Origin of the sequence: Nitrosomonas sp. JL21 (assembly GCF_009833095.1) — a bacterium.
GTDB lineage: Bacteria > Pseudomonadota > Gammaproteobacteria > Burkholderiales > Nitrosomonadaceae > Nitrosomonas.
In genome coordinates, this window is record NZ_QRCB01000001.1 from 252,387 (window position 1) to 271,894 (window position 19,508).

General features: G+C 48.1%; 8 protein-coding genes and 1 CRISPR repeat array. Of the genes, 5 read left to right on the forward strand and 3 right to left on the reverse strand.

The annotated features are described in order from the left end of the window. The first annotated feature begins 3 nt into the window (after positions 1-3). Genes csy1 through cas6f form a run of 4 tightly spaced genes read left to right on the forward strand, consistent with a single transcriptional unit; the run spans position 4 to position 4,167 of the window. Positions 4-1,500, forward strand: coding sequence for a type I-F CRISPR-associated protein Csy1 (gene csy1 / locus ABF87_RS01175; RefSeq protein WP_160827285.1), 1,497 nt, complete (start codon positions 4-6; stop codon positions 1,498-1,500). Next, the gene (csy2, locus tag ABF87_RS01180) at positions 1,497-2,513 is read left to right on the forward strand and encodes a type I-F CRISPR-associated protein Csy2 (protein ID WP_160827286.1); all 1,017 of its coding nucleotides are present in this window, start codon (positions 1,497-1,499) and stop codon (positions 2,511-2,513) included. The genes csy1 and csy2 overlap by 4 nt, the downstream gene beginning before the upstream one ends. 10 nt (positions 2,514-2,523) lie before the next feature. Beyond that, positions 2,524-3,519 carry a type I-F CRISPR-associated protein Csy3 gene (csy3, locus tag ABF87_RS01185; RefSeq protein WP_160827287.1) on the forward strand — a complete coding sequence of 332 codons (996 nt, stop codon included), beginning with the start codon at positions 2,524-2,526 and terminating at the stop codon, positions 3,517-3,519. Then, positions 3,520-4,167, forward strand: coding sequence for a type I-F CRISPR-associated endoribonuclease Cas6/Csy4 (gene cas6f, locus ABF87_RS01190; protein ID WP_205012640.1), 648 nt, complete (start codon positions 3,520-3,522; stop codon positions 4,165-4,167). It abuts the gene before it with no gap. A 132-nt stretch (positions 4,168-4,299) separates the two neighbouring features. Beyond that, positions 4,300-8,770: direct repeats of the CRISPR family, unit length 28 nt; unit sequence GTTCGCTGCCGCGCAGGCAGCTTAGAAA. A gap of 115 nt (positions 8,771-8,885) precedes the next feature. On the opposite strand, the gene ABF87_RS01195 is transcribed toward cas6f, so the two are convergent. After that, positions 8,886-9,353: a hypothetical protein gene (locus ABF87_RS01195; RefSeq protein WP_193567986.1), complete on the reverse strand. Its 468-nt coding sequence runs from the start codon at positions 9,351-9,353 to the stop codon at positions 8,886-8,888. A gap of 786 nt (positions 9,354-10,139) precedes the next feature. Between ABF87_RS01195 and mutL the strand changes: the two genes are divergently transcribed. Next, a complete protein-coding gene (gene mutL, locus ABF87_RS01200; protein ID WP_160827288.1) occupies positions 10,140-11,945 on the forward strand; it encodes a DNA mismatch repair endonuclease MutL in 1,806 nt (601 codons plus the stop codon). 137 nt (positions 11,946-12,082) lie between these two features. Here the strand turns inward: mutL and ABF87_RS01205 are convergent, their stop codons facing one another. Both ABF87_RS01205 and ABF87_RS01210 read right to left on the reverse strand, forming a co-directional pair. Then, positions 12,083-13,537 (reverse strand): c-type cytochrome, encoded by a 1,455-nt coding sequence (locus ABF87_RS01205; RefSeq protein ID WP_193567987.1) that lies wholly within the window; start codon positions 13,535-13,537, stop codon positions 12,083-12,085. A 1,411-nt stretch (positions 13,538-14,948) separates the two neighbouring features. Then, positions 14,949-19,484, reverse strand: coding sequence for an Hpt domain-containing protein (locus tag ABF87_RS01210; protein ID WP_160827289.1), 4,536 nt, complete (start codon positions 19,482-19,484; stop codon positions 14,949-14,951). Positions 19,485-19,508: the final 24 nt, after the last annotated feature.

Here is a 19,508-nt window from a genome sequence, read left to right on the forward strand (position 1 = left end):
TTAATGGAAAACCAACAGGTAATTGAAGTGATCGAGGCATTTTTTCAACGAAAAAAAGAACCTGGTTTAGAAAAAATAGTTAAAGAAGCCGTGAAGATTTGTGGTGAAAAAATCGCCAAGTCATCCGAAAGCCAAGAAATTAAAGATCAAGTCAAGGCATTGCTCGACTCGAAAAAACCTAAAGAACAAAGCACACTGAACAATATTCAGGAAAAGTACACGCAATTGCTAAATTTAAGCTATCAAAATCCGGTTTTTTTGAGTGATGTAAAAAGCGACACCGCAAAAAGCATCCTGGCATTAGATGAAAAGTTTAGTCCCAACCATTGGCTTGTCGATGCATCAAACAAAGCCAGTGGTGTGGTTTTAGATGTAACCCACATTTCTAAACTGACCCATTCCAGTGCGAAAGCTTCAAATTTCAATGCATTAGTTTTTGGAACGCAACAACCAAAAACACTATTGATCACTGCCAATTTTACCGGAAAGATACCAATAGATTTTGCTTATTCAACGGCGGAATATGCCCCCATTGCCGAATTTTTGCAGCTAGATTGTGCAGGCCAAATGTTGGGAAAAATACTATGTAACAACCCTGCCGCCTTAAAACCGTTTGCCCAGAATGATGCACAGCTCCAACAATGGCAAGAGCAATTTAGCTTAGCCTTTAACGAAAAAAACAAATCCAGTCATATTTTGGCTAAGCAAGTCTATTTCCCATTGACTTCAGCAACCAGTTATCACTTATTGACGCCTCTGACTTCATCAAGTTTGGCGCAAATCATTTATGACCGTATTTGGGAAGCACGCCGAAAAGATACACCCGTAAATAAAGCTAGAGCTGAAAAAACTTTTAGTTCAGAAGTGGTTAGGTCGTTCCATAGAACCGCCGTATTAAAAACCACCCAAACCAACCATCAAAATGTTTCCAATTTGAATGGCAAACGTGCGGGACAATTAATCTTATTACCCACCATCCCACCACAATGGCAAACTCAAACCAAGCCGCCTATTCACTTAAAAACCTTATTTAATAAACAACTGGCCGCTCAAGCCAAAGAACCGCTAGCAGAACTCAAGAATTTATTGTTGGCCATTAAGGCCAACAAACTCAGTGTAAATCTACAGCGTAAGCAACTCATCCACAGCCATCTCATTGAGATTGCCAATGTAGTGTTCGATTATGCATCTCAGATTCAGGGGCTTAAACACCACATGGGTTGGTCAGAGGAATCTCAATTGCCAGCTCATCAACAATACTGGCTAGACCCTTTAAGGCCGGATGAAGAGTTTCAAGCTGCGAAAGCTACGCTGGATTGGTCAAGCGACGTGGTGGTCGATTTTTCCAAATGGATAAACCGGCACATTAAACACAAACAACTCACACTAGGCGCCGCCCACGAGAAACAGTGGCAAAAACTGTTTACGCCCTTGTTACGCGAATTTAACGCACTAGCCGAAGCAGATTTAGAAATCAGCACAAGAGAGGATAAAGCATGAGTAATGCCTACATCGTTTTTGAGCGTATCAGCGTTCAAGATGCCAATTGTATTGCCGGATTTATCTATGGATTTCCAGCCATTACCCATTTTTTAGGCTTTGGCCATGCCTTGTCCAGAAAACTAACAGTCAGTCGGCAATTGACTTTGCAAGGCTGTGCCGTCATTTGCCATCAGCACCAAATACACGCCTACCAGCCTAAAGGCTACGGTGATTATGTCTTTGCCCAAAGCAAAAACCCACCCACTACCAGAGCCAAGGCTAAAGAAACACCGCCTATTATCGAGGAGGGCAAAATGGATATGACGGTTTCCTTGATCATGGCTTGTCCTGATTTGAGGATAAGCCGGACGGCTGAAATTAACACCCTAGCGCAAAACATCATGAACTTGGCATATCAACATCGCTTGGCGGGTGGCTCTATTCAAAACATTGCCGCCATTCATATACTCAATAAAGATGAGCAAAAGCTGTTGAGAGCATTCAAAAGCTTGCTACTGCCTGGATTTGTGTTGATGGATCGATCCGATTTATTGGCTAGTCACTATGAGACGCTGAAACAGCAGCAATCCGATGTAGAGTTAGTAGATGCCTGGCTGGATTTTTCCGCACTTAAATATCAAGCCAAGCCAAAACTCAAAGAAGGTGAACTTGAGCCTACCGAAAAAACTGAAGCCGAATGGTTACGCATGGATAAGCCGGCCAAAGGCTGGCTCGTGCCTATCACCAATGGTTACAAAGCAATAAGCGATGTTTATGCTGTTGGTGAAGTGGCGAATGCACGTGATACGACCACTCCTGTTTGTTTTGTAGAGACCAGCCACAGCATAGGCGAATGGCGGAGCTTGCACCGTATTCAACAAGTTGCTGACATGCTTTGGCATTACCGCTACGAACAAGACTGGTACTTGTGCTGCCAAGAAGGACAGACTCAGCCGCAATCCGCGACGAATGTATTAGAAGGTGTTGTGGATGATGATTTTGAAGACGATTTTTTGTGTTCACTTAATTAAGGAGAAGATAATGACTGATAAACCAACTAGAACGAATGCATTGGCGCTACCCTCGGTATTAGCATTTAGCCGTAAATTGGAAGTTTCCGATGCATTAATGGCGTCAGGCTTATGGACTGACATCGATAAGATCGAGAAATGGCAATCGATTGAATTACATGAAAAAAGAAACCGGGCTACCCATAGTCAATATGGCGCAAAAGATGAAGACAAACCGAAGCCCAATCTCTCTTGGGGTGACGTTGCTACGTTACCTCATGGTGCCGATACTTTACGGATCAAATTCACCTTAAAAATTTTAGGAAGTCTTGAAAAGCCTACCGCCTGCAATTCGCCAGTGTTTGAAGCAAAGATCATTCAAATTGTGGAGAGTTATCGTAATGAGCATCAATTTAAGGAATTGGCTATCCGCTATGCTAATAATATTGCCAATGGACGGTTTTTATGGCGTAACCGTGTCGGTGCAGAGTCTATCAGTATTCAGGTAAAACATCGTGAACAGAGCTGGCAATTTAACGCTTACGATTACAAACTCGATCAATTTACATCACCAGATGATGACGATCATTCATTTGCTCAATTGGTTTCCGTAATTCAAAAAGGCTTACAAGGCGATGGTTTTGAGTATTTAGAGATTACTGCATTCAGTAAACTTGAGTTTGGGCAGCCTGTATTTCCGTCACAAGAAATGGTACTTAATCCTCCCAAAGGTGAGAAGTCGAAATTTTTATTCCAATTAAGTAGTTGCGCTGCCATGCATTCGGAAAAAATTGGTAATGCTTTACGTACCATTGATACTTGGTACGCAGAGGATGACAAAGCTAGAGCAATAGCCATCGAGCCATACGGCTCTGTTACTTCGCGGGGAGAGGCACATCGGATTTCAAAAAATGATTTTTATACGTTGCTTCAAAAATGGTTAAAGGACGAAGTGATTTCTGCCATACAGCAACATTACGTTATTGCGACGTTAATTCGCGGAGGTGTATTTGGAGGCAATGAGTGAATGATGAAATTTTATCAAGAGCTAACATTACTTCCGCAAGAGGAGATAAACATTTATTTCCTCTGGTCCAAAACCTTCCAGCAAATCCACCTTGGTTTGGTCGAAACACAAGATGCGCAAAAACGCGTGCCGATCGGTCTATCGTTTCCCGAATACAAAATGGATGAAAAATTCGGTGTACTGGGCAGCAAGCTTCGGTTGTTTGCTCCAGACGAAGCTGCGCTGACACGGTTTGATGTCACCAAACGATTAAGCCGCCTGAGCGATTATGTGCATTGCACCGGTATCCGCCCGGTGCCTGGCGCAGTCAAAGGTTATGCCGTTTATCAGCGCGAACAACCCAAAACCGGTCGGGAACGCTTAGCCCGGCGTTATGCGAAACGGCACAACCTGGATTACGAAACTGCGTTCAATGGTAAGGTTGAGTTGTGTGCAAAGCACGATAACGCAACCGAGCATCAAAAAATGTTGATGAGTTACAGTGAAATGCCGCACAAAACCATCACCACCCCGTTTATCCGGCTAAAAAGTTTAAGTAGCGGTAATACGTTCTGCTTGTGGATCAAAAAAAGGGAAATAGAAAACAGCGTTAGCGGAACTTTCACCACCTATGGTTTAAGTTCTGCTGCTTCCGTACCCGAATTTTGACCCATTTTTTTGGTGATCTTTAACAATTCAAATAAATCAGCCAGTTGCGATGTGGGTATTTGCAGGATGGTTATTGATTCAAAAATATCCTATATACTGCACCACGACTGGTTTTAAATATTCCTATCGTCAGTTCGCTGCCGCGCAGGCAGCTTAGAAATGTAAGTCACAGATTTTATAAGATTTTCCTTCGTTCGCTGCCGCGCAGGCAGCTTAGAAAAGAAACGTTGACGCGGTCGACGCCCTCAAAGTGTTCGCTGCCGCGCAGGCAGCTTAGAAACCAGCCGTGTAACCCACACTCGCGCTAAAAAGGTTCGCTGCCGCGCAGGCAGCTTAGAAAAGTCTGAGTTTAGCGATGCGCGCGGAATTGCAGTTCGCTGCCGCGCAGGCAGCTTAGAAAACTTAAAAAAGCCGGCTTGTTGCGAAATTAACGTTCGCTGCCGCGCAGGCAGCTTAGAAAAATTGCCAGCGAAAACGATAACTAAAATTGTAGTTCGCTGCCGCGCAGGCAGCTTAGAAATATAAAAACAATAATTTATGACTGTAAAGTGAGTTCGCTGCCGCGCAGGCAGCTTAGAAAAGCGGCACCTCAAGGTAAAATTTAATGTCGCCGTTCGCTGCCGCGCAGGCAGCTTAGAAATCAGGCGCTGCATCGGCGCTGACACCCTCAGAGTTCGCTGCCGCGCAGGCAGCTTAGAAATTTCGGCCCGGTCGACAACCAGCCGGGACAGCGTTCGCTGCCGCGCAGGCAGCTTAGAAACTGAGGGTGTTGACTGCCCAAGTGGAAACCGTAGTTCGCTGCCGCGCAGGCAGCTTAGAAAGCCTCGTTATCGTCAAAGTCGTGTAACACGATGTTCGCTGCCGCGCAGGCAGCTTAGAAAGTATGACTGTACAGCGGTCTCAGCAAACGATCGTTCGCTGCCGCGCAGGCAGCTTAGAAATGGAGATGGCGCGGACGCCGCACCAGGAATACGTTCGCTGCCGCGCAGGCAGCTTAGAAAGATAGCGTCAAACAGCAAATCATCAAGGATGAGTTCGCTGCCGCGCAGGCAGCTTAGAAAAAGCGACTTAGTGCCGGCCATTATATTTTCGCGTTCGCTGCCGCGCAGGCAGCTTAGAAAGCCAAGTGGCAGAGGCGCAGATCCTTGTTGAATGTTCGCTGCCGCGCAGGCAGCTTAGAAAAATTACCGAAACGCTTATAGTATTCGCCAAGCGTTCGCTGCCGCGCAGGCAGCTTAGAAATGCCCGAGCCGATACTGAACCAGATCAGGCGAGTTCGCTGCCGCGCAGGCAGCTTAGAAAAGCAATGCAAACACCGTACAAATCTTCATTTTGTTCGCTGCCGCGCAGGCAGCTTAGAAAAGTTCAATACAGAATGAAAGACAGGCCAAAGAGTTCGCTGCCGCGCAGGCAGCTTAGAAAAACATATTGGACATCCCATGTCATTCCTTGCTGTTCGCTGCCGCGCAGGCAGCTTAGAAATTTGATATGAATCGAAAGGGTAGGTAGTTGCAGTTCGCTGCCGCGCAGGCAGCTTAGAAATTTGCGTGTATTCATATCAAAAGAAATTGATAGTTCGCTGCCGCGCAGGCAGCTTAGAAAAAATCTTCATGATCCAACCATGGCAAATCTGAGTTCGCTGCCGCGCAGGCAGCTTAGAAATGGAGCAGAGTATTCCTTCACACCTTTTGGAGGTTCGCTGCCGCGCAGGCAGCTTAGAAATAAAAAAATTAGGAACATTTGTGAGCGTTAGAGTTCGCTGCCGCGCAGGCAGCTTAGAAACAGCAAATGATCAGCAAGGGAAAGGTGCAGGCTGTTCGCTGCCGCGCAGGCAGCTTAGAAACGTAACCGCCACAAAGACCATAGCATCAGGAAGTTCGCTGCCGCGCAGGCAGCTTAGAAATTCGATCAGATCAGATTCTTTTACTCCAGACCGTTCGCTGCCGCGCAGGCAGCTTAGAAATGGTATCGTGGAAATGCAAATCCTCGATCATAGTTCGCTGCCGCGCAGGCAGCTTAGAAACAGGACAAATCGTGCTCTAGCAATGCATCTATGTTCGCTGCCGCGCAGGCAGCTTAGAAAAGGTGAAGGGGCTACCGCACCGGCAGTCATAAGTTCGCTGCCGCGCAGGCAGCTTAGAAAATATGCAAAACTTGATGAACCGATGGAACTGAGTTCGCTGCCGCGCAGGCAGCTTAGAAATTTCCTTAGCCTCATTCTCGTGTAACTTTAATGTTCGCTGCCGCGCAGGCAGCTTAGAAAAATGTAATCACTGGAACCGGATTCAAACTTGAGTTCGCTGCCGCGCAGGCAGCTTAGAAAAACTCAAAAAAGCAGGGTTGCTTAAATAATGTGTTCGCTGCCGCGCAGGCAGCTTAGAAAACCAAGACCACATGCGGCGTGCGTTTTTCAGAGTTCGCTGCCGCGCAGGCAGCTTAGAAATTATACGATCTAATCTCAACAATCCTGCCAGCGTTCGCTGCCGCGCAGGCAGCTTAGAAAACTTCAAAGATGGAGGAAGTCATTTTGAATGGGTTCGCTGCCGCGCAGGCAGCTTAGAAACAAAGAAATCAAAGAACTTGTCGAAGATTTATGTTCGCTGCCGCGCAGGCAGCTTAGAAACGTAATCGCACTTGAGTCTGTAACGCTCGATCGTTCGCTGCCGCGCAGGCAGCTTAGAAAAGCATACACGAGATTATGATAGGGTGGTATACGTTCGCTGCCGCGCAGGCAGCTTAGAAAGACAGCATGATGCGTTTTCTGTGGCAATTTAAGTTCGCTGCCGCGCAGGCAGCTTAGAAAATAAATACGAACCAAGAAGTTCCCGATTCGCCGTTCGCTGCCGCGCAGGCAGCTTAGAAAAGCAGAGAAAAGCTGTGCGCGAGTTGCCGATGGTTCGCTGCCGCGCAGGCAGCTTAGAAAAAAATTAGCGCACGTTTTTAATTTATACGATAGTTCGCTGCCGCGCAGGCAGCTTAGAAAAGGAGAAGCCGCCCCTATTTTGACGAGTTTTCGTTCGCTGCCGCGCAGGCAGCTTAGAAAATAGTTCAGGCGTATATTTGCACCACTCCAATGTTCGCTGCCGCGCAGGCAGCTTAGAAAGCTATGATTAATTTTTCCATCATTTTTTCAACGTTCGCTGCCGCGCAGGCAGCTTAGAAAAGTTGCCGCTGCGCGGCGTTGGGCGGCCATTTGTTCGCTGCCGCGCAGGCAGCTTAGAAATGTATTTTTAGGCGTTTCGGGGAAAGTAATCTGTTCGCTGCCGCGCAGGCAGCTTAGAAAGAAAGCCTGGATGATCGCGCAAACACTCAAAAGTTCGCTGCCGCGCAGGCAGCTTAGAAATTTGGGTGCGCGCGTTTTTGTTCTATCAAATAGTTCGCTGCCGCGCAGGCAGCTTAGAAAATAAAATTGTAACTCTTTATTTTTTCTAACATGTTCGCTGCCGCGCAGGCAGCTTAGAAATTTAAGATAATCGACCATACTCGATTGCAAACGTTCGCTGCCGCGCAGGCAGCTTAGAAATAAGGTCTGTTAGTCGTTCGCTGGCTGTTGCTGTTCGCTGCCGCGCAGGCAGCTTAGAAAATAACGGTATACTTTCCCACATAATATATTCTGTTCGCTGCCGCGCAGGCAGCTTAGAAAATATACGGTAATTACAAAAGATGGGAAAGAACGTTCGCTGCCGCGCAGGCAGCTTAGAAAGCTGTCACGACAGCTTCCGCTTGTGAATCCATGTTCGCTGCCGCGCAGGCAGCTTAGAAAGAAATCAACGGTAATGGTTGAATCGTTGCTGGGTTCGCTGCCGCGCAGGCAGCTTAGAAATGGGGTTATCGATTCAACTGATGCGCCACCTGGTTCGCTGCCGCGCAGGCAGCTTAGAAAGATCAGCCCACGCCTTTGCCTCGGACTTGGTGGTTCGCTGCCGCGCAGGCAGCTTAGAAATCCCGCCTGATATGAGAACACTTGGTACTTATGTTCGCTGCCGCGCAGGCAGCTTAGAAAAAACAGTTAACCAGCCCGCTCAGCAGCAACGAGTTCGCTGCCGCGCAGGCAGCTTAGAAAACTCCAAACGGATCTACATAATGCGCAGAAAAGTTCGCTGCCGCGCAGGCAGCTTAGAAAGATAAATAACCGATTTTTCTACAAATATCTGCGTTCGCTGCCGCGCAGGCAGCTTAGAAACTTTTCCTGGAAGTTTATATGATGTATTCGACGTTCGCTGCCGCGCAGGCAGCTTAGAAATTCAGATCTGTATCGTCTTTTCGCTGCTGTACGTTCGCTGCCGCGCAGGCAGCTTAGAAAGACTGCTGTTTCTATTTCTCCAAAATCCCACCGTTCGCTGCCGCGCAGGCAGCTTAGAAAATCTGTGGCGCTGCACTGCTGCTGATATTGTTGTTCGCTGCCGCGCAGGCAGCTTAGAAATATAACTGATTGGAGGCCCTTATAATGTCGCTGTTCGCTGCCGCGCAGGCAGCTTAGAAAAGATTAGTTCTGAAACTTCTACCAACTACACGGTTCGCTGCCGCGCAGGCAGCTTAGAAAGGAGACAGAACCATTTAACGAAAAAGGATAACGTTCGCTGCCGCGCAGGTGTAGTTCAGATTGCCTGTTGCAAAAAACAGTATGGTGCCGAGAGATGCTTGATGTAGAAGAATTGGTTGGTGAAACTGATTAAAGACCAACCACCGAATTTTATCGGTGGTTGTTCGTCACTTTATCAAAGACCTTTATTATCAGAATACTCAGAGTATCCTGAGATCTTCGAGGTAAAGTCACGATCTTGGTGGGATCCTACTATATTTGCTTGATTACTTTTTTGCTCCATCGCCATTTTTCTATGGAGGTCGGCAAATGCCAAGCTTTCCTGTATCGTTTTTTCGTATGCTCGAATATTTGCTACAGCATGCGATTTGGCATCCAAGCCTTGTCTGCCAAAATAATAAGGACGTTCTTCATATTCCTGAAGTATTTTTTTGTTCGCTTGCAGCCTTAATTTTGCATCTTTGGCAACGCCCTCAAAATGTTTAACTAAAGCGTCATGATTTTCATTCGGAATCCCAGTGGGTTTAGCCACTGATGGACTCATTTGTGCACAAGCAGATAACACAGTGAGTGCCAATAGTATGGAAGATAATTTGAGTACTTTATTGATGGGTACTTTCCAGTCATAAATAAATATAGTCATTTTTTATTCCTCCAAGATGCGTTCAGTATAGGTCGGGAAAGCTTTCGTATAGATGGGGGAATTCATCTCGATTAAATTTATCTTGCCTCTTAGACCTGTTCGCATATCAAGCGAGAAAAACTTCACAATTACATTCATATCAATTTCTCCTATTCTCTGATTAAGCGTTTATGAAATATAAACATTACAATTTACAAATGAAATTCATCGCTTATACATGATGAAATCATTAACCATTTTGTGCTTAAGGTCATGAAATATATGAAATTTCATGACCTGTTTTGAAGTCTAGCACAAACAAAAATTAATTCCAACAAAATATCCGACTTTTTTACTCAGGAATATTTTTTGATACAGTTTTATGCAACTATAAAGCGGTCAACTCAGCTGAATTTGGCTAACAAGTGAATGGAAAGTAAGCAAAATAATGACCGTGCATCGTTGTCAGATTCTGTCGCTCAGGTTGTTCTAGCAGCTTACTTTCCTTTTAAATGATAGTTCTTTCCGCTGATACGATGTACGCATGGTGCAACAGGCGATCGAGCAATGAAGCGGTCAGGGTCTGATCAGTGAATAGCCATAATCGCTATAAGAGTGAATAGATCTGTACGCTTACCCACGCCAGCGGGAAGATGGCTCTTTCTATATGAAACTAAGGAGAGCACAAGGCGAGGCGAATTTTCCGGGAAATGGAGAATTTTTTGGATTTCTTCCCGGTGATTCGGACAGTATTTCAAAACTGCTAGAATACGCAAAACAGCAGACAGTGCGAGAATGGAAATAAACATGACGGCAACCATCAAGCCTCTTCCTGAGTTATTAATCAACCAAATTGCCGCCGGTGAGGTGGTTGAACGTCCCGCCTCGGTACTCAAGGAATTGTTGGAAAATAGTATCGATGCGGGCGCCCGGAAAATCATCGTGCAGCTCCAGCAAGGCGGCGTCAAGCAAATTCGCGTGACGGATGATGGCTTCGGCATCGCAAAAGAAGAATTGCCGTTGGCTTTGATGCGGCACAGCACCAGTAAAATCAGTACGCTCGAGGATTTGCATCACATTACCAGCCTGGGTTTTCGCGGCGAGGCCCTGGCCAGTATCGCAGCGGTATCGCGCTTGACCTTGGCCAGCCGTCATGCCAGCCTCGAGCATGCTTGGCAAATCCGGATGGAAAACCAAGGAATGTCTCCTCCCACGCCATCTTCCCTGGCGACCGGCACGATGCTCGATGTCAATGACCTGTATTTCAATATTCCTGCACGGCGTAAATTCCTGAAATCCGAAGCCACTGAATTTGCGCATTGTGATGAAACCTTCAAGCGTATTGCGTTCTCCCAAGCTGGAACTGAGTTTGTATTGCACCATAATGGCAAGGTGCGCCGGCAATTACGTGCCGCCAATCTAGCACAGCGAATTGCAGCCGTTTTAGGCGATGAATTCAGTCAAACGGCTGTGTTCGTCGATGAACAATCCAGCGCGATGCGGTTGCAAGGCATGATTGCATTGCCAGCGTATGCGCGTTCGTCGCGCGATGCGCAATATTTCTTCGTCAATCGGCGTTTCGTCAACGATCGATTGATCTCGCATGCGTTGCGTGAAGCATATCGAGATGTATTGCACCTGGACAAGTATCCGGCGTTTGTGCTTTTTTTGGAGATCAATCCGGAAGAAGTGGACGTCAATGTGCATCCCACCAAAACCGAAGTGCGTTTCCGCGAGTCGCGCGCGCTGCATCAGTTCATTTTTCATACCATCAGCAAAGCACTGGCTTTGCCGCAGAGTGGAGCACGGCAGGGAGGAGAACACCGGGAAGTATCGATGCCGCGTTCCATGTTGGCGTATCCGCGCAATAACAACGCGCAACAGAATCAAGTAGCGCAACCGGCCAATTTTTACCGCACGTTATTTGGCGAACAAGCCGCTGCCCGTGCCATCCGATCAGACGATGCTTTGTCGCCGCCACAGACACAGCGACCGGCACACGTGATGGCGGCAGAAGAGCCGTCGCAAGATCATCCATTGGGTTTTGCGTTGGGGCAATTGCATGGCATTTACATTCTGGCGCAGAATGCGCGCGGACTCATCGTGGTCGACATGCATGCCGCGCATGAGCGGATTATGTACGAGAAACTCAAATCGGCGCTCGATCAGCGCGTGCTGGCGATGCAGACCTTGCTGATTCCAGCGACATTTCAGGCCGACAGCCTGGAAATCACCATCGTCGAGGAAAATTCCGATACGCTGAATCAATTGGGATTTGAAATTGCGGTGTTATCACCAACAACACTGGCAGTACGCGCAGTCCCGGCATCCCTGCAGAATGCCGATATCGTGCAATTGATCCACGATATTCTACGGGAAATCCGGGAGTACGGCGGCAGTCAGATCCTTACTGCCAAACGCAATGAAATCCTCGCCACGATGGCCTGTCACGGTGCCGTTCGCGCCAATCGCAGACTCAACCTGGAAGAAATGAATGCGCTCTTGCGCGATATGGAAATGACCGAACGCGCCGATCAATGCAATCACGGCAGGCCGACCTGGTTTGAAACCAGCCTTGCCGATTTGGATAAATTATTCATGCGCGGGGAATGACGTTTGAACGCTGATATCGTCACAGAGATTTTTTGAAACGCGATAAAACTGCAGATTGTTCCTGTCAAATCGGGGAAGGGTACAACCCTGCTAAGAGTAAATAGCAGGGTTGTATGATAGCGGGGTTGCAGGGTTCTTTACAACGCCGCCAGGAAAGCGACGAGATCGGCCCTTTCTTGGCGGGTCAATCCCATCGTGAAACGTTTATTGTAAAAATCGACCACGGCGGCCAGATCTTTTGCCGAACCATCATGGAAATACGGCGGACGTGACGCTACTGCGCGCAATACCGGCCCCTTGAAACGGCCGATGTCCTTCCATTTTCCGGTGACCAGCGCTCGTCCTGGATCGGTCGTCTGAATCGTCTTGCCGGTGGTTTTGTGCCTCAGCGTATAGAGCGGCATATCGGGTGTGCGCCGCGACGCATCCGCAACACCGATGTCGAGCGGCATCGGCGTCGAATGATTGCCCGAGTTGGGGGTGTTATGGCAGGTCGTGCAGGTGCCTGGCAGCACGCTCACGCCCAAATCATCATTGATGCCTTTCACGCCGCTGATTTGGATGGGCTTGCCGTTAAACAGCGCCTCGCCGCGCGCTATTGCTGCACGGGCTTGTGTCTGGCTGTTCCGAGAATGATTGAAAGGTTTATTCCAGGCGGTATACAACGACATCGCAGTGGGATTGAAAGCTGCGCGGGTACGGTAGTCTCCAGCCACGGTATCGTTCATACCAAAATAATACGACTGAGTCAGAAGCGACTTGGAGCCGCCGAGTGCGCCATTATTCGTCAGGCTGCCGGCGGTTCTGTCGCGCACTTGCGCAGTCACCAGCCCCATTTCGAATGCGACGATTTCTTCGCGCTCCGCCTGACTCAAATCTGCCAATGCTTCGGCATGGCCCAAGGTGGCATGATTGGCCTGAGTCGATAAATCATACGAAACCGGCGAGAAGCAGGTCGTCGTACCCCATAGGCAATCCTTGGATTTGGCGTCATACGTGGTTTCCCGTCCATCCCACATGACAGTGCTGAGGAATTTCAGGTTGGTGGCCGGCATCGGGCGGCGAAACAGCGATAATTCGGCCGCGCTTGCAAAGCCATATGGATCATCTGCCCGAACCAATTCAAACTCGGCATCTGCCGGAATTCCAATGCCGACGCGAATATTGCCTTTGTTCAGCAGCATGCTGTAGGCTTTGCGGCGTTTCTCGACGGTCGAGACATCGGCGCGCGGTGAAGTAGCGCCATCGACTAAGCGAAACAGCGGATCCAATCCGGCGGTTCTGTCAAAACGAGCTTTCACGCCTTTGGGCGTGATCACCCAGCCTTCGGTCGGCACGTGGCAGGTTGCGCAGGTTCGGTCGTTGGTGCCAAACTTTTTAAAGAAAGCATTATCGAAATCAATGAACCCCGCCGTGCTGTAAGTCTTGTCCAGACCATGCGCATTGATGCCAGTGATGCTCGTTGGAGTGGTCGATGCGGTTGGATTCAACCCTCTCCCATCAATTGGGTCGTCGATTGCGAACAGAGGGGTTATGAATAAAATTTGAACGGCTGATACTGCCACAGGTTTTAAAAAATGCCTGAAAATCATGGTGCTCCTTTCTATAAACATGGATGAGACACTAGGGCTTGAAAATGAAACAAATTGCCTAGCTGAAAAGACTGATTCTTCTAGTAAGTTCTGAGCGATTGCAAGGAGGGTCAGACGAGTGGAAATCAGGAGAAAAAGCGCAGTTTGCGAAGTATGCGTGAGTATTCCGAGCCTGATCTCAGCGCGGCACGGCCGAACGCAGCAGTTTTCAGAGCTTCTCTAACGATATTAGAATCAGCACGAATGGATACGCGAAGAATAAAGCAGGCAAATTGCAGAGCATCTGCTCCACTCAAGCTTCTATTATCCAAAGAAGAATTCCTGTTCGATACACTGGCGTGAATGCATGCAGCACTGACTCCGCCTGAAGGGCAAAGCTATACCGTTCTATCGATTGCAAAATCGAATAGAACGTATAGTACGATCTGGTACCACAGGAAATATGTTGCTCACAGCCCCGTTAATCGCTGTCGACGGCGAAGGGCTGGAAACTACCGAGCGCTCGGTAGTGGCAAGTTCGAGCAGGTATCATTGATAGTGATTAGTAGTCGGTATCTCCTTATGAATAGTTAAAGAATCCAAATCATCAAGGAAAGCCTGAGAAACTTCTGCATTCGCACTCGCCGGTGAGGCTGCGGTGAAATCAGGTTCAAAGTGCTCTTTACCCTATTAAATAAACTGCACATTTTCTCTGATTTCACTTGGCTCGATCCGCGCTGGCGCGTTTCTCAGAGAGGCCTTGGGTTCGATGTGAAATATTTTCAGCTTGATACAGTCAGAAGCCTCACCGATGTTTTTGACCCTATTGGTCAAGAATAGGCATTAATGTGCGTTCTGCCGAATCACAAGTTTTAATTGCGTTGAGAAATTGTTGTTGCGAAGACAGTGGATTTGCCGTATCAGAGAGGTGGTATAGGGATACGGATGACTGATTACGCGATGATTATTGTTGATTGTGGCTATAGCGATGTTGCTTACAGCTACTTCGTTTTTTATCAACAATCAATTGCAACTTGATTGGCTATTGAATGGTTTTTCTGTGATCTGAACAGGATTCCTGAGAATCAAATCGGAATTTCGTTATTCCTGATTCAGAATCAACTGCCGCTGAAATATCAAAAATAAGAATGTTAGTAAAAAGTGACTATTTCTCCCCTTAATGTGTGGCAACTTCATAGACTCATAATATCTGATGGAAATAAAGCTATTCCAGATGATTATGATGATTTGATGCTGCTGAATTTTGCTGACTGACTACAGGAATCAACAATCCCTATAGTCATGTATGGTTAACCTGCAGTGGGGGAAATATACGTGCGAAAGAATTCCCTGTCAACCGTTGTGCTTGGTGTAGCGAAAGGAATTCTTTGTGAATAATTTCTTCATCATTGATGAGTCGTTGTTCTGTAATTTATTTCTGAATGAAATTGGATAAATGCTGCAATAAGTCATCTTCCTTGTAAGGTTTGCCGAGAAAGATGTCGACACCGAGATCCTTGGCTATTTTTCGATGCTTTTCAGCGGTTCTCGATGAAATGATGATGATGGCGATATGAGCCGTCTTTGGATTATTACGGATATTTTTGATCAGCTCAAAACCGTTCATCTTCGGCATTTCAAGATCCACGAGCATGACATTCGGCATCGTATCCTTAAGCAGGGCAAGGGCTTCGACGCCATTCTTGGCGATCAGCACATCACAGCCTTCCCGTTCCAATAAGCGGCAAGTTACTTTGCGCACCGTCAGCGAATCATCGACGACCATCACTGTTGGCGTTTTCGGCAATTTCCGTTTTCCCGCATTCTTGAGGGTATTCAGAGGAGCCCGTAACATTTTTTGCACGTCCTGGCGTTGCATCAATTTGACAGGATTGAGGATCAGGATGATTTCACCGTCGCCGGTAAGCGTCGCACCTTCTATGCCAGGTGCCTGGGCCATTTGAGCGCCGGTATTCTTGACCACGACTTCAGTATTGCTGATCAGTTCATCCACATGGATCGCCAGATGCTGTGTGCCGCTATGCAGGAACAACACGTGATCGTGCTGGGAAAATTCCGGATTATGATCGGATTCTCCAAGTAAATGTGCTAAATGGGAGAATTGATATTTTTTTCCATTGAAGTCGATGTGGTGGTCATGATAGATTTTTTTCAGCGTATCAGCGTCGAATTCCCGGTGGTGTTCGACGATGAAGGCGGGAATTGCATACACCTGTTTACCTGCGCGAACCATCAGGGTCTGCGCGACCGATAGCATCAAAGGTAAATAGATAGTGAAGGTTGTACCCTGATTGGGGGCAAAATTGACGCTGATGCGGCCACCCAGCATCGAAATCTCATTTTTCACGATATCGAGACCGATACCGCGGCCAGCGATACCTGTGACCGAGTCAGTCGTAGATAAACCCTGACTAAAAATCAGGGCCATGATTTTGTCGTCATCAATGGCTTCGTTCTTCTTAACCAAACCCAATCGTTGGGCTTCTTTACGGATGCGGACTAAATTCAGTCCGCGACCATCATCGCTCAATGTGATGATGACTTCGTTGCTTTCCTGACGCAAATGCATCATGATGCGCCCGGTTTCAGACTTCTTGGCGTGTAAGCGCTGAGCAGGTTCCTCGATACCATGCGCGATGGCGTTGCGCAGCAAATGCTCCAGTGATGGATTGATTTTTTCGAGTACGTTGCGGTCAATTTCAACGTCTGCGCCGATAATTTCCAGTTGAGCCTTTTTCCCCAGATTCTCGGCGACTTGCCGGGCGATACGGTAATAGCGTTCGGAGAAATTGCTGAACGGCACGGTGCGGATCTGCATTAACGACTGTTGGAGCTGACGGTTGATAACGGATTGTTGTGCAACCGCCTCTTCAGCGATGGTATGGGTCGATCGCAGACTTTTTTGCACTGTGATGATGTCATCGACGCTTTCCGCCATCAGCCGCGTTAGTTCCTGCAGTCGTGAGAAACGATCAAATTCGAGCGGATCGAAAGCATGTTCATGATCGTGCTGCTGCGCAAGATGCGACTGCATGTGCGTTTCTGCCTGAATTTCCACTTCGCGCAATTGATCGTGCAGACGATGCGTGCTTTCAGCGAGATCCTGCAAAGATTGCTTGAAGTTAGTGAGCTGTGCCTCGATTTTTGAGCGCAGAATGCTGGCTTCGCCGGAATCATTGACCAGACGGTCGATCAGTTCGGAATTGATCCGGAGTATGGTTCTAGATTGCAGCGACTCAGTTTTGTCTTGGGCAGAGACTGGCTCGTGCGCTGTGTCCATCGCACCGCTGGAAGTTGCAACAGGCACTTCAGCGGTTTGCAGTTGTTCGATGCGGCCACTGATGGCATCGAACTCGGTTTCAAGCTGATCTAATTGTGCTTCGGAAATGATGCGGTCGCTGAAAGCTGATTCGATGTCGCTTTCCATCGCATGGATCAGTTCGCCGAGCTGCAATGCACCCGCCATCCGGGCGCTGCCTTTCAACGTATGCAGTAATCTTAGCAATGCGCGTTGAATATCCTCGTCTTGAGGCAGTATGCGCCAGGCGCGTAATTTGCTGCCGATCTGAGGCACGATGTCGTGCGTTTCCTCCAGAAATACCGGCAACAATTCCAGATTGATGTGATCGCGCGCCGGCTCGGCCTGAGAAACGGGTGATTCAATTGCAAAGGGCGCAGCAGGTGCGTCGATGGAAACAATCTCCGCAGAAGCTGCAGCAATGCCGGGTTGCGCTTCCGGCATCGGTTCTTGAGCAGGCGCTGCGGTGATTCTTTCCTCGACTGCGCCATCAGTGAGCAATCCCTGCGCCAACAGCAGCAGTTCAGCCGCTTCAACGCCGGAGGCACCGTGTTCACGCAGATTCTTGCACCATTGAAGATAGGATTGTTGCGTCTGGTCGATTAATTCCAGGAGTTTGGCAGAAGCCGCTTTTTTCTCGCTGAGCCAATGATTGAGCACTTGCTCGACATTCCAGGCCACTTCGCTGATGTCATCCAGCTTGACCATCCGACCGCTGCCCTTGAGTGTATGGAAGGCGCGGCGTAGATCAGCGAGCGTTTCCTGATTGGCAGGATCAGTTCGATAATGATCCAGATCGTTGGCGATGCCTGCCAGCACTTCCTCGGCTTCTTCAAGGAAAATGGCCAGCAATTCGGGATCGATCCCGCTGGCTTCCAAATTCTCAGGCTGCGCGATGGTTTCTTTGGTTTCGGGAATGGATTTTACGGCTGGTGCGCTTGACTCCAGTGCTATTTCGAAAAGATTGATCGCTTCTTCGATGATTTGATGGCTGTCAGGCTGTCCGCTCTTGAATGCTTCAATGAAGAAACCCAGGCTGCTCAAGCCATCGACCAACAAGATCTGCTCTGCTTCGACAATGGCATAATCGGGATCGAACAATTTCCCGATCAATTCCCAACAAAAATCCAATAGCGTATTGGCACGCTCGAGATCGAGCATGGTCAGCGCGCCCGTCATCTGATCGAATAACGGTTTCAGCGTGGACAGTTCGGAACGTTGCGAAGGTTCAAAGAAGAATTTGTCGAGTATCGTTTCTACTTGCGCGAGATTGGAGTGAATCTGCTGTGCAACATTGGCCAGTAATTCGTTTTCCTGACTTTTACTGTCGATGCCGCTGAATGCAGGCAAATTGATTAATTCATCGGTATCCGGAGGATTGGTGGTGATCTGCTGCAGCCGTAGCGCGAGCGTATCGATCTGCGCCGGTAAATCAGCAGACAAATGGTTGAAATCATCAATGATGCTTTCAACCAGCAGCAGCGCAGTCGCCATTTCCATCGCCAGCTCTTCGCTGGTGTCTTGCGGTTGCTGATGCAAATACGCGACGGTATCGCCGATGACATCGATCAATCTAACCAGCGGACTACATTCCGTTTGCAGCGCCAGATGCTTCAACCAGTCGGTGTATTCCTGCAAGGACACCAGGCTTTCCTGTTGTCCTGCGCAGAATTCCCGCCAGATATCATTGGTTTGCATCAAGGCGGTGCGCAGTTGATCCAGAATCGGTTGTAGGGTTTCCGATTGCTGGCGGCTCATCAGATCGGCTTCCGTTACTTGCCCCGGCCATGCATAGCTGTTTTTGATGGCCATGATATGCTGGCTGTCTGATTCGCTGTGAGCGATGTGGTAGAGCAATTCACGCAACAGCGGCGCTGTGTTGCCGGGCGTGCCAGCCACCAGATAACGGATGGCCTGCTCGATCTTTCCGCATAAACGGCGGATGGATACATCAACCGAACCCGTGCTCTGTTGTAACAGATCTTGCAGGAATCCGGACGCAACCCACCAGAAGGCGCGTTCTTCGGTAGCTCCTGGAAATTCTTCCAGACGACCCACTGCCTGAGCCATGCGCTGCAGACCGACCGTGTCGGATGGATCGCGCAACCATTTGAGCAAACTAGCCTGAAATTCTCCGCCCAGTTGCTTGGCTACGATACGCGCCGTAGTCGCATCGACTTGCGTTGATTCTGCTTTGAATGCCGGATTCGCCGTCAGGCGGGGAAAAAATAGATCGCTCTCAGGAGCGTTCTCATAGCCGTAGACTTGCATCAAACTGCGATAAGGCGGAAAGAGCCGCAGCGGATTTTCTTCTTTGCCGTCGATCAGTTCGTTGATGTAGTAGCGCAACGCTTTGCTGGATTCCTTCAATGCATCGCAAATCGCCTGAGTGGGTTCGATTTTCTTGATCAGAAGCGCATCGATGATTTGCTCCATCTTTTCACTCACGACGGTGATGCTGCTCAATCCAAGCATTTCGAGCAAGCCATCCAACTGGTGGATATAATTCTTGCAATCTTTGATGGAATTGATTTTATCCGGATGCTCGCTGAGGGTATCCAGATTCTGGTCAATCAAAGAAAAGACCTGGTAAATTCCTTCCTTGATGCCAATAATTGAAGAAATATTTAGTTTGCGTTGGGCGCTCATAGGTCAATATTATCAATCAATCGT